The sequence below is a fragment of the Streptomyces sp. G7(2002) genome, assembly GCF_028870195.1.
GTDB classification, from domain to species: Bacteria; Actinomycetota; Actinomycetes; order Streptomycetales; family Streptomycetaceae; genus Streptomyces; species Streptomyces nigrescens.
This window is the reverse complement of sequence record NZ_CP102609.1, coordinates 2,253,069-2,265,145: the sequence shown is the minus strand read 5'-3', so window position 1 is coordinate 2,265,145 and position 12,077 is coordinate 2,253,069. Positions and strand designations below refer to the sequence as shown.

General features: G+C 68.8%; 6 protein-coding genes. 5 read left to right on the top strand and 1 reads right to left on the bottom strand.

Annotated features, from left to right (window positions below; translation table 11 throughout):
• Positions 1–12: 12 nt before the first annotated feature.
• Positions 13–735, top strand: coding sequence for a type I-E CRISPR-associated protein Cas6/Cse3/CasE (gene cas6e / locus NUT86_RS09115; protein ID WP_274734667.1), 723 nt, complete (start codon positions 13–15; stop codon positions 733–735).
• Positions 736–1,663: 928 nt separating this feature from the next.
• Positions 1,664–3,754, top strand: a complete 2,091-nt coding sequence (locus tag NUT86_RS09110; RefSeq protein ID WP_274734666.1) for an N-6 DNA methylase — start codon at positions 1,664–1,666, stop codon at positions 3,752–3,754.
• 60 nt (positions 3,755–3,814) lie between these two features.
• On the opposite strand, the gene NUT86_RS09105 is transcribed toward NUT86_RS09110, so the two are convergent.
• On the bottom strand, positions 3,815–5,260 hold the full coding sequence (locus tag NUT86_RS09105; protein ID WP_274734665.1) for a serine/threonine protein kinase: 1,446 nt from the start codon (positions 5,258–5,260) through the stop codon (positions 3,815–3,817).
• Between the two features lie 242 nt (positions 5,261–5,502).
• Between NUT86_RS09105 and NUT86_RS09100 the strand changes: the two genes are divergently transcribed.
• From NUT86_RS09100 to NUT86_RS09090, 3 genes are read left to right on the top strand one after another with little or no spacing between them, the layout of a single operon-like run.
• Positions 5,503–7,224: a PD-(D/E)XK nuclease family protein gene (locus tag NUT86_RS09100; protein ID WP_274734664.1), complete on the top strand. Its 1,722-nt coding sequence runs from the start codon at positions 5,503–5,505 to the stop codon at positions 7,222–7,224.
• Positions 7,221–8,411: a pPIWI_RE_Y domain-containing protein gene (locus NUT86_RS09095; RefSeq protein ID WP_274734663.1), complete on the top strand. Its 1,191-nt coding sequence runs from the start codon at positions 7,221–7,223 to the stop codon at positions 8,409–8,411. The genes NUT86_RS09100 and NUT86_RS09095 overlap by 4 nt, the downstream gene beginning before the upstream one ends.
• A complete protein-coding gene (locus NUT86_RS09090) occupies positions 8,404–12,072 on the top strand; it encodes a pPIWI_RE_Z domain-containing protein (RefSeq protein WP_274734662.1) in 3,669 nt (1,222 codons plus the stop codon). The genes NUT86_RS09095 and NUT86_RS09090 overlap by 8 nt, the downstream gene beginning before the upstream one ends.
• The last annotated feature ends 5 nt before the right edge of the window (positions 12,073–12,077 follow it).

The window sequence follows — 12,077 nt, the reverse complement described above, 5'->3', positions numbered from 1 at the left end:
AGGACCACACCCATGCACCTCACCCGCGCCTACCTCAACCCCCGCCGCCAAGGCGCCATCAAACTCCTCGGCAACCGCCGCGCCCTGCACGCACTGATCATGGGCTGCTTCCCCGACCAACCCCCAACACCCCCAGGCCACACCCCGCCGCGCGTCCTGTGGCGCCTGGACAGTGACGACGTCCGCCGCCCTGTCCTGTGGACTGTCTCACCCACCCGCCCCGACTACACCCAGCTCATCGAAGACGCCGGCTGGCCCGCCGCCCAGACCCCCCAATGGGAAAGCAAGCCCTACGCCCCCCTCCTCGACCGCATCGAAACCGGACAGCGCTACGCCTTCCGCCTCACCGCATCCCCCACCTACCGCACAGCGTCCCCCGCGCCCAATCAACGCGGCCGCCGCCTTCCCCACACCACTGCACGCCACCAACTGCGCTGGCTCACCACCAAAGCCTCCAAGCACGGCTTCACCATCCCCCCAGCAGGCGGCCCGAACGACATCGGCCCCGACGGCGAAGTCCCCCTCCAACTCCAGCTCCGCCACCGCGGCAAGAACACCTTCGGCAAACACGACCACCAGGACAAGCCCATCCGCGTCGCCCTCACCACCGCCACCTACGAAGGAGCCCTCGACGTCACCAACCCCGAAGCCCTACGAACCCTCCTCACCACCGGCATCGGCCAAGGCCGCGCCTACGGCTGCGGACTCCTCACCCTCGCCCCTCTCAAGAAGTAAAGAACAAGCAATGCCCTCCCAACCGTGCAGGTCGCGAAGGGTCCGCTCCGCGAACGCGGAGATGCTCCGTACCCCAACACCTACGCCAGCGGACAGTCTGTGTCCGCTCCGCGCACGCGGAGATGCTCCGGCCGGTGTGGTCGAGAACGTCGTCGACGTCCGGTCCGCTCCGCGAACGCGGAGATGCTCCCGCGACCCTCGCCGACCACACCAAGCAGCTCAAGTCCGCTCCACGAACATGGAGATGCTCCGCGGCACATGGCGACCCATTCCTGCTCGGTGAGGTCCGCTCCGCGAACGCGGAGATGCCCCATACGCGGCGCCGGGGAAGTTCATGCTGGGTCAGTTCGCTCCGCATATGTGGAGATGTTCCGATGGTGCAGCGCCTCTACCTCGCAGGCCAGCAGTCCGCTCCGCGTACGCGGAGAGCTGCTCGCGCTGCTGCGGAGCTGCACCGCTTGTCGCGCTGTCGTCGTGCTCGCCCAGAAAGATCAGGGTGTCGTGCTCGCCGGGGTTGGCGAGGTCGAGAACGGCGCCTCCGGTGGCGCCCTCGATGAAGTAGAGGCCCGCTTTGCTCTCAACGGGGATGATGGGCCACTGGCTGGCCCTTCTCGCCGCCGGCGCCGTCCCGCTGGCGGACGCCACAGTCTGCGGCGGCGGGGTTGTCGAGCACCGTGCCGCTGATCGCGTTGCGGAGGGCCGTGATCCAGCGCGTCCTCAAGGTGATATCGCCTGCCGATGGCGGGGGCCGCGCCCGATGCCTGTCGTGATCATTCTCCTAGCTCGTCTGTATAGGAGTGGAAGGGCGCGCGATCGGCCAAACTATCTGTGAACTCAGTCAATGATTGGCTTGGGCGAGGCGGCTGAGCTACGTTGATGGTGTTTGTGTCAGGCTCGTCCGAAAGTCATGCCCCGCTCGGAGAATCACATGTCAGACTCCATCGATGTGCCCGTCACCCTGGCGGGAATCGCACGCATCGCGGGTGTTGGCCGAGCGGCAGTAAGCAACTGGCGGCGCCGCCACGACTCGTTCCCGACGCCGGTCGGCGGAACGGACACCAGCCCGCAGTTCTCCCTCGCCGACGTCGAACGATGGCTCCACGCCCACGGGAAGATTGAGCGGATTGGGCTGCGCGAGCGGTTGTGGCCGCACTACGAGGCGTTGGGAGAGCGTGCGGTCATGGGCGCGGCGCTCGCGGAAGCCGGCCGCCGCATTCTCGCCGCGGAAGGCGCGGACCAGGCCGTGCCCGAGCAGTCCTTCCTTCCGGAAGAGGCTGCCCAGGTGGTGGACGAGACGGTCGACGCCGCACGCCACGAAGGAGGCCGCGAGACCTTCGGCTTCCTGCTTTCGCGCTGGCTCGACGCCCATGTACGGCAAGTCAGCACCACTCCGGCCCCACTGGCCCGGCTGATGGCGGACATCGCTCTAGCCGTCCGGGCCCGAGGGACAGGGGACGGGGATGCACGGACGACCGTCCTTGACCCCGCATGTGGCGTCGGTGGGCTACTCATGGCCGCCGGTGAGGGCATAGGGGAATGGGGGGCCGAGACCAACTCCACGGCTCCGGCGCTCCTCGGGACCGACCTTGACCCGACACTTGCCGCGCTGGCAGCTGCCCGGCTGGGCTTCGCCCGCGCAGGCGGGGGAGGGATGGACGCGGAGATCAGGGCGGGAGACTCGCTCCGCGCAGACCCGCATGGTGCCGTACGGGCCGACATCGTCCTTGGCAACCCCCCGTTCAACGCGCGCGACTGGGGCCACGAGGAACTGGCCACCGATCCCCGCTGGGTCTACGGCCTGCCACCGAGGACCGAGCCCGAACTCGCCTGGATCGAGCACGCGCTGGCGCGTTTGGTGCCCGACGGTGTGGCCGTACTCCTGCTGCCGCCGGCGGTGGCTTCCCGGCGTGCGGGTAGGCGCATCCGCGGGGCGCTACTGCGCACGGGCGCACTGCGGGGAGTCGTCGCACTCCCGGCCGGGGCCGCGCAACCGCACAGCGTCTCGCTCCAGTTGTGGATTCTCCGGATGCCCGCGTCCGACAGCAGAGCTCCCGGCGAACGCCTGTTCCTGCTCGACGCGGCCACCTCGCAGGGGGCGGCCCGGGGAGCTCAGAGCATCGATTGGCCGCGGTTGAGTGGCCGCGTACTCGACGCGGTACACGCTCATTCCTGGTCCGGGGATCGGAAGACGGGAGCGAGGAAGAAGCTGCCGGAGGGGTGCGTCACCGTCCCCGTGATGGATCTGCTCGATGAACAGACGGATCTCACGCCCGCCCACCACGTACCGGAGACGGCTGTGGAGGCCCAGGCCAAGCTCCATGAATCCTGGGGGCGCCTGGACGGCCTGCTCGACGAGGTACGCGGCCATTCCCGCTCCCTCGCGGCGATCGACCTGTCGGCGAGCGGCGATGCCGCGTCCACGGTCACGGTATCGGACCTGGACCGTGCCCACGCGCTCAAGCTGCGGCAGGGGCAGACGCTCCCTGGCGAGCTGCTGTACGGTGACGCGCTTTCGGATGGTGCGGTACCGGTCCTGAGCGTTCCCGACCTGGTCCAGGGAGAGGGGCCGGGAGGCTGGCTCGCCGGGGCTGAGGTGGAAAAGGGCGCCAGCACCGGTTCGTTCACCGTGGCCGAGCCCGGGGATGTCGTCGTGGCGGGTGTCGAGCGGGCGTATCGCGTTTGGGTCCAAGGGGACACGCCCCTGGTGCTCGGCCCTCAGCTCTACGCGCTGCGCCCGGACCGCGAACTCCTCGACCCCTGGTTCCTCGCGGGATGCCTGCGCGCTCCGGCGAACGCACGGCAGGCCGGTTCCCACACCTCCAGCTCGGCCCGTATCGACGTACGCAAACTGCGGGTGCTTCAGCTCTCCCTCGCCGAACAGCGGCCGTACGCGGCGGCGTTCAGGGAACTGCTGGCACTTGAGGAGTCGCTACGCTCGGTCGCGGCAGTGGGCGAGGATCTCCTCCGTGGCCTCGGGGACGGGCTCGCGGCGGGAAGGCTGCACAGATCGCGCGGATGAGTCAGCCGCCCTGCATCACCGAGGCGAGCGCGGAGGAGGCGCCTGCGCCAGACTGTCCGCCTACGTCTCGAAGCTCAGCTCCTCGAGCTCGATGCCGACCTCGCGGCACCGCTCGGCCAGCACCTGGGCGCGAGGGCCTGTGACGCGGGGCAGCTCATCGAGCACCTTGGCCCGCGCTGCTGCGGCGGGGAGCAGGTCACCGAAGGGGATACGGCACTCTGCCGCGCCAAGAATGCCTTCCAGGTAGTCGGCCAGATCGTCCGGGCTCGCACTGCCCTCAGCCCGCAGAGCCAGAGCCTCGTAGAGTGCGATCGCTTCCTTGCAACGCCCGGCGACGCGCATGCCGTTCGCGGCCACGCGCAAGGCCGCCCGGACCCGTGGGTCGAAGACGCCCCAGTCCCGGCGGGCAGCGGGCAACAGCTCCACCAGCTTGTCCACCGCGCTCGCAGGTTCACCGGATTCGATCTCGGTCTCGGCCTTGGCGGCGACCTCCTGAAACATCCGGCGACTGAGGAACCCGGAACCGCGGCGCCTCCTGCTCGGACTCGCCACGGCCTCTGGGGTCTCGTGCGCGATGGACAGGTCGTACTCGTCCGGCAGGCGCAACGGACGTGTAGGGTCCGGCTCCAGTCGAGGGGCAGGGGCGGCGTCACCTGAGCGGGGTGCGTACTTCCGCAGTACCTCCGCGACCGCGCGAGCGTCCTCAGGCCGGCTCTCCGGCTCCTTCGCCAGCAACTTCAGGACCAGCCCCTCCAGCTCCGCTGGGATGTGCCCGATGTGACAGGTGGGCGGGATCGGCGCGGCATGCACATGCTGGTCCTTCAGGCCGTCCCCGGAGAACGGCGGGTGGCCGGTCAGTAGGTGGTAGAGGACGCAGCCCAGTGCGTACAAGTCGGTCTTCGGGGTGATCTGGCGTTCCAGGATCTGCTCCGGGGCCTCGTACCCCCTGCTGCCTACGGTGGAACCGTGCTGGGTGTAGTCCGTGACGCCGGGCCAGAGCGGCTTGGCGATGCCGAAGTCGATGAGGACGACCACGCCGCTCTCGTCGATGATCAGGTTGTACGGCTTGAGGTCGCGGTGCACCACTGGCAGGTCGTGGGCGCAGGCCAGCGCCTCGGCGATCTGGACCCCGATGGCCGCGCCGACCTCGATGGTGGGGGTGTATTGGTCCAGGAAGCGGTGGAGGGGCTTGCCGGCGACGAAGCGCATCACGAGGTAGGGCTCGGAGCCGTGGGTGCCCTGGTCGTACAGCTCGGGAATGCTCCTGTTGCACAGCCGTCCGAGAAGGGCGCCCTCACGCCGGAAGCGGCCACGCATGCGCCGCAGTTCGTCATGTGCCTCGTCTTCGTCCAGTGAATCCAGGAGATCGCTTTTTGTGCGCAGGCACTTGACGGCCACCAGCTTCTCTCCCCGCAGGTCTTTCGCCTGCCAGACCACGGCCATGCCACCGCTGCCCAGATGCTTGAGCAGCTTGTACCGGCCGCCCAGCACATCGTCCTTCTTCATGCCGCCCCTTGCCTCTGAAGCGTCCCGCGTCCGACACGCAGGAAAGGCGCGACGCTGGCGGGTTTCCGGTTCCGCCGGACCGTTGCATGGCGGAGGCGTCCAGTGTAAAGCGATTGGCGACAGTTTCGTGCATGGACTTAGTTCACAGCCTCTGTGTGTCATGCTGGAGACGCCCGTAACCCGGTGCGCCGTCCTCTTGCAGTGTCGCAACGGGCTTTCCTGCCATACCGCTTGGAGGAACTATGAGCAGTTGGCCGCGCCCCGCCAGGACAAGGGGTGACATCAAGCTGGTGCGCACGAACCTCGGTGCGGCGCGGCTCGACCCCCGGGACTGCCCCACGAAACGTGCCAGCGACGCCCGCCCGATGCTGATTGCCGATCCCGAACCTCCGGAACTCTGCGAAAAATTCCAGGACTTTACGCTCAAGGTCTTCATGGACGCGCTCGACCTCATTGAACACGAGCGCAACGAGCCGGAGTGGGTGATCGGAGAACTCAGGCGCACAGAGGGGACTTTCGGGCTCTACCGCCGCCGTGAAGCGCACCCCCTGCTGCTGTCCTGGTCGGCCGAGGCGATCCAGCGCTATCTGGCGGCCCGGGCGGCGGACCAGCACGCCCGCCAGGCCGCCGGCCTCCCGCTCACCGTCCCGGTCCGTGACACATGGGTGGTCGGCAAGGACCCCGGGCCGGTCGACGCCCGCGGCGCGGACACCTACGAGATGACCGCCTGGGGACGCCGCTACGCGGCCCTCGACGGCTCCACCAGGGAACTGTGGCTGCTCACCTTCGGCGCCGCCAAGGAAGATCGCCCCGAGGGGGAAAAGGCCGCAGCCGCGTACGTCGCTGCAAGAGGGCGGCCAGCGGGCAGAGGGTGGAGGAAGCGGCACACTCCGATTCCCTTCGACGAACTCCCGCAGCACCGCGCCGCCTTGCCCGAGCAAGTCCGGGTCATCGAATTCGGCTGCGGAGACGGCAAGCACAACGAGCTGCTCGACTGGAACAGGCAGGAGGCGCGGCAGCATTTCACGGCGGAGGGGTGGCCCGCATTACGCCAGGCCATCGACGGCACCGGGACTCGCCCCGGAACCGGCTGCGTCGACTGCAAGGCGCTGACTGGCTGCGAGGCCCTCCCGCACAGCCCGGAACTGCTGAGGATCACGCCGCCGGAGCGCCGGCGACCCAGGCGCAGCGTCTCGGTCACCGATCTGCGCGCCTACCGGGACTGCCCCGCGAAATACCACGCGACGCGGCAGCTCAAACTGCGCTCCTCGAAGCCGGAGAGCCCGGAAGTGCGACGCGGCCGCGTGGTCGACGAAGCCCTGAACCAGCGGCACGGCAGCACGCCCTACCGGAGCTGTGAGGAGCTTCTCGGCCCGGCGGACCCTGCGTCCTGGGGCGCGGGTGGCCTGCACCTGAGCGGTAAGGAAGCGCTCGACGGCGCCGCCATGCTCGAACAGCACGCCTTCTACTGCCCGTTGGACGGTCTCGCCCCGGAGGAAGAGGTGCGTGTCCAGTACCAGGCGGTCTGCTACGACCCCGAACTCGATCTCGTCCTGATAGCCACCCCCGATCTGCTCCACACCCGTCGCGGGGGCTGGATCTGGCGGGAGACCAAGACAGCGAGCAGGTACCTCTATGAAGGGGAGTCGCTGTTGAAGCACTACCCCCAGCTGGCGCTTGGCGTACTGATGCTGGCCGCCGGCGTCCTGGGCGGTGCCGTGGCGCGCTCCAGGGTGGAGCTCGAACTCCTGCACACCGACGACGTGACCTTTGAGGAGCTGGACCCGTCGCGCCCGAGGACCGTCGACGAAGCGAGAGAAGTGATCGCGCAACTCGCCCAGCCCTGGGCCCGGGATCAGGACTACCCGACCGATCCAGGCCGGCACTGCGGCAGCTGCGAAGCCCTCGAATGGTGCCACCCGGGCATCGAACATCTCGCCACGATGGAGCAGGAGCCCCGATGACCACCGCCTCCGATGCCCACGCCGCCCAGCGCGGCGACTGGCTCCACTTCCCCGACGTACGCCTGCTCCGTACGCTGGCCGGCGCGGTGATCCAGCTCGCCGACCTCGGGTCGCTCTCCTCCTTCAGACTGCCCTACCCGGCCGAAGCCCAGCGCGCTCTCGACCGGACTGTCCTCGCCTGCCTCCTCAGAGGCGTTGAGGAGATCCCCCACAGCCTGCCGGAACTGTTCTTCTGGTGCCACAGCCGCCCCTTGGAGGACTGGCCCCTCGACCTGCCGCCGGATGCCTTTGGACCGGATGACTACCTGGTGGACCCCGAGGCGCTGGTCCCCACCCAGCTGTGCCACGAGTGGTGGATCAGAGGCAAGGACGCCGGCGCCGCGCAATTCGACCGGGAGGTCATCCACACGGCGATGCGCCTGTGCCGCAAGGCGTCGTCGCCCGAGTCCTACGTAGCCTTCCGCAGGCTCCTGGTCGAACGCCCGGTGCTCACCGGAGTGGAACGGTTCGAGACCGATACCGACCTGTTCCTCGCCCCCGTACAAGAACTCCTGGACCAGTGTTACGCGGCGGTCCCGGCCTCCTACGAATTCGAGGGCGCCTACGTCACCTGCGGTCGCTGCCTGACCTTGCTCACGCCGGTCGCTGGCGGCGCATGGTGGTGTGAGCGAGACCGGTGCCGGCGCCGGGGCGCGCCGCCGCACGGACGGACCCTGGCCGGGGCCGACGCGGCCGGACTGCTGCAACTGATGCGACCACTGAGGCAGTTCGTCACCAACCCGGGACGCGCCGAGGTCGAACTGGAGGCCCGGCTGAGCACGCTCGGGCTTGAGGTTCAACTCTGGCCCGGCTTCGACGCCTACGACTTGCGCGTGACCTTCCCCGACGGACACGTCTGGGCCATCGACGTCAAAGACTGGAAGCATCCCGGCCTACTCGGCCGGTCCGCGAAACCCGTCCGCCCAGAGCCGCCCTACGACGAGTCGTGCTGGATGGTCCCCCGCGAACAGGCCGAAGCCCACCGCGACTACCTCGGCACGTACCGGCGCAACCGCCCCGGCTCCGCCGAGGGCCTGCCCCTGCTCACCGACGACCGGCTGGTCGCACTCGCCACCGCCCGGCTCCGCGGGGCAAGCGGGCCCCACCTGACGGACTCCGCACCGACGAACGGATCCCCCCGTGCGTAACAGCAGCGAGTGGTACCAGCCACTGGCCAAAGCCCTGGAACCGTTCTGGCCCCAGGAACACCACGACGTAAACCCCTCCCTGCTCTGCCAGGTGGAACTCGGCCTCTACCTGATCGAGAAGCTCGACCCCTCCCGCGACGCCCATGGTGTCTACACCCTCCTGGGCGGCTACCCCTTCGCCGTGGCCGCGGGCATCGCGACCACACCGGCACAGAGCGCCCAGCTGGACGCGGCACGCCACCTGCTGTGGAAGCTGCGCCGTCGCCGCATGTGGCACCAGTGCCTGGAGACGTATGCCCAGCTGCCCGAACGGCTCCGCGGATACCGGCTGCCCGGGGGAGGAGGGCCGGCGCGCCGGGTCGAGCCGACCGTCGCAGGAGACCGCTTCGCCAGGTTCGAGCGCGCGCTGTCCCGACTTCCGGCCTTCGATCAGCGCGTGCTGCCGCTTGCCCCGGCGGGCCAGGCACGGTTCACCGAGCGGCACCGGCCGGCCTCCGTGACCATCCCCGAGCAGTTGTGCTTTCCACCGGCGACCGGCCACGACCTTGGCCGGGTCCCGGGAACCGCGGGCCGGCCCCTGGACATCCCCCTGGCCGAACTCGCCGAAACCGCACGCTGGATGGAGGAATCGGAGACCGCTCGCGGCCTACCCTGCGGGAATTGGGTGCAACGCCTGGAGGATCTGGAACTCGACGTCCTGGCCGTCGACGGGCTGCGCTTCGAGAAGACGACGGTGCTACGCCTAGACCAGTTGCTCCACCTGGTCGGCATGGTGGGCGCAGGGAAGAGCACCCTGATGAATCTCATTGCCGTCTGGGGGGCACGTAAGGGGTTGCGTACCACTCTGGTCGTCGGCGATGTAGCCGAACAGCTCAATCTGGTCGGTCAGTTCCGGGACCTGGGGCTGAAGGCCGCTCCTGTCATCGGCGGCACCACCCGCGAGCAACACGCATCCCGGCTACATCGCCGACTCGCCGCACGCGGCCAAGCGTCCCTGCTCCAGCACGACGATCCGGCTTTCGACGACCTCAGCACGGTGTGCGTCCTCGACGCGCAGCGCGGACTGGAAGCGGCCGAACCCCTGCGCTATGTCGACGCCCCCTGCACGGAGCTGCGCCCGGTCAAGAAGCCCGGTCCAACCACCGTCGAGGACATCCCGATGCCCGTGTACCGGCACGACGTGCCCGAAGGGCACACGGGGGAGAGCACAAGGGAAGCGGAGCCTGAGACTTCCCGGTCCGACCATGGCTGTCCGGTGTGGAGCGTCTGCCCCCGGCACGCCACCGACCGAGAGCTGGTCGACGCCCTGATCTGGGTAGCCAACCCGGCCAGTCTGCTGCAGAGCGCCGTCCCGAAACACCTCAACGCCGAACGTCTCAGGCACCTCGAACTCGCCTGCCTGCGCAGCGACATCGTCATCGTCGACGAGGCAGACCGCGTACAGATGCAGCTTGACACTGCCTTCGCCCCGTCCGCGACGCTGATCGTGCGTGGGCCGGATTCCTGGCTCGACCGGCTCGGCATCCACAAGATCGATGAACTGGCCCGGCAGGGCCGCCTGCCCCTCTCGGCGCGCGATGTCGAACGCTGGTCGGCTTCCCTGGACATCGTCCACATCGCTGCCAATCGCCTCTATCGCAGGCTGATCACCGACGATGACCTCCGTAGGTGGGCGGACATCGAGTACTTCAGCGCCTGGACGCTCCAGGAAAAGCTCGTCAATCAGTGGTACCCCCGCCTGCGTGCCGACGGATCCCTTCCTGACGGCATCTCGTCCGACGTCGAGGTGTACGACTCCGAGGAGGAGCCTGACGATCCCGCATCCATGCCGCGCACTCCTGGTACAGAGCCGTGGGATGCGCGCCGTAGCGCAGTGACCAAGGCCCTCGACGCCTTCCGCGACGACCCGCTCGGTGATCGCGGTCCGCACAACGACCTCACAGACACCCTGGTCCGCAGGGCTGGAGATCTCCTGCACAACCTCGACCAGACTGCGACTAGCCAACGGGTCCGCTCCCTTCTCGACACCCTGCTCACAGGGTCACCCCTGTTGGATGGTTCACTGCGCCAAGAGGCACCCGAGCCGGGTAAACCCGCCCGGGACCCCGTGGACACTTGGGGGACTGACCCCTGGCTGGAGCGACAGGTACGACGCCTTGAGTTCACCTTGGTACTGGCCGCACTGCATCAGCGCCTCGAACGCGTCACCTTCCTGTGGCCGCAGGCCGAGGCGGCCCTCCACCTGGACACCGCCGATAACGAACTGTCCCGCAGACCGCCCCTGGACTACGCACCGGTAGTGCCGGAAGCCCCGATGGGAAATGTCCTCGGGTTCCAGTACCTTCCCGAAGACCCGGAGCGAGGCCCGGACGGCGACGAACAGCGCAGCGGCACCCTCCGCTTCTTCCGGTGTGCCGGCGTAGGCCGGGAGCTTCTGCTCAACCTTCCCGCACTGGGAGCCGACTCCGCCGCGGGCCGGCCCGGACCGCACGTGCTGCTCATGTCCGGCACCAGCTGGGCCGGGACATCGACCCGTGCACACGTCATGGCCCCCGTCAAAGCGATCCTCAAACCCCACCAGGCCGCCGTCGACTCCATCCGGCGGACACGCTTCACCACGCTGTTCCTCTACGACGGCGAAGGAACCCCGCTCACGCTCTCCGGAGCCAAACTCGACACCCGTGAACGGGTCCTGGCCCAGATGGTCACCCAGCTCGGGAAGTCGGCCCCGGGCAGCACATCACGCCTCGACGGGGAACTGCGGCGGATCGAGGACGGTGAACGCCGGCGGGCACTGCTCCTGGTCGGCAGCTACCAGGACGCCAGGGTCGCCGCCGACCTCCTTGAACGGATGCCGCGCTGGCGTGGAAAGGTCCGCGTTCTGGCCTCTGACAAGGCAGAGCTCGACCACACCGGGCCTGGCGACACGGCCACCGGCGACTTCACCGGCGCCTCCGCCGTACGTCGTGGTGACCTGGCTGCCTTCGCCAAGGACGAGGACGCTGAAGTCCTGGTTGCCCCCCTGATGGCGATCGAGCGCGGTCACAACATCCTCAACCAGAGCCACAAGGCAGCCTTCGGGACCGTGCTCTTCCTCGCCCGTCCCCACCCGCGTCCCGACGACCTCTCGCTGGCCGTCTTCGCCGTCAACGACTGGGTCACCAGGTTCGTCCGCGACCAGCCGGACCCCGAAGCGGGAACCTTCGGCAAGCTTGTGGCCGACGCGGCCAACCTGGACGCCGCCGGGCTCGGCTTCCGCCTCGCAGCCCGGAAGGAATGGCGCCGCCTGCTGTCCCGGCGCTACATCTACTCGCGGCTCAGCGACGCGGAGAAGACGTCCTTCGCCTGGGACCAGCTTGTCACCATCTGGCAGGTCATCGGCCGTCTCGTACGAGGCGGAGTGCCCGCGCGTGTGGTGTTCGTCGACGCGGCCTTCGCCCCCGCCCTCGCCGAAGCCGGGGCCCCGCCCACGGCGGCGACCCGGAGCGGACGTCGGCGCAACGACGACGGTCTGCTCATCAAGCTTCGTGACGTCCTCGCGCCCTACTTCGACGACGAGACCGCCCCCGAATCGTTTCCCGACCCCGCAGACCCCGCCCTGGTACGCACGCTCTACCACCCGCTCTACGACGCCCTGTGCGGCCTGAGCACCGGAAACTGACCGCT

What these genes read in the sequence shown, in the direction of transcription:
- NUT86_RS09105 (WP_274734665.1), bottom strand. Translation starts at nt 5,260, where the DNA reads ATGAAGAAGGACGATGTGCTGGGCGGCCGGTACAAGCTGCTCAAGCAT.
- NUT86_RS09095 (WP_274734663.1), top strand. Translation starts at nt 7,221, where the DNA reads ATGACCACCGCCTCCGATGCCCACGCCGCCCAGCGCGGCGACTGGCTC.
- cas6e (WP_274734667.1), top strand. Translation starts at nt 13, where the DNA reads ATGCACCTCACCCGCGCCTACCTCAACCCCCGCCGCCAAGGCGCCATC.
- NUT86_RS09110 (WP_274734666.1), top strand. Translation starts at nt 1,664, where the DNA reads ATGTCAGACTCCATCGATGTGCCCGTCACCCTGGCGGGAATCGCACGC.
- NUT86_RS09100 (WP_274734664.1), top strand. Translation starts at nt 5,503, where the DNA reads ATGAGCAGTTGGCCGCGCCCCGCCAGGACAAGGGGTGACATCAAGCTG.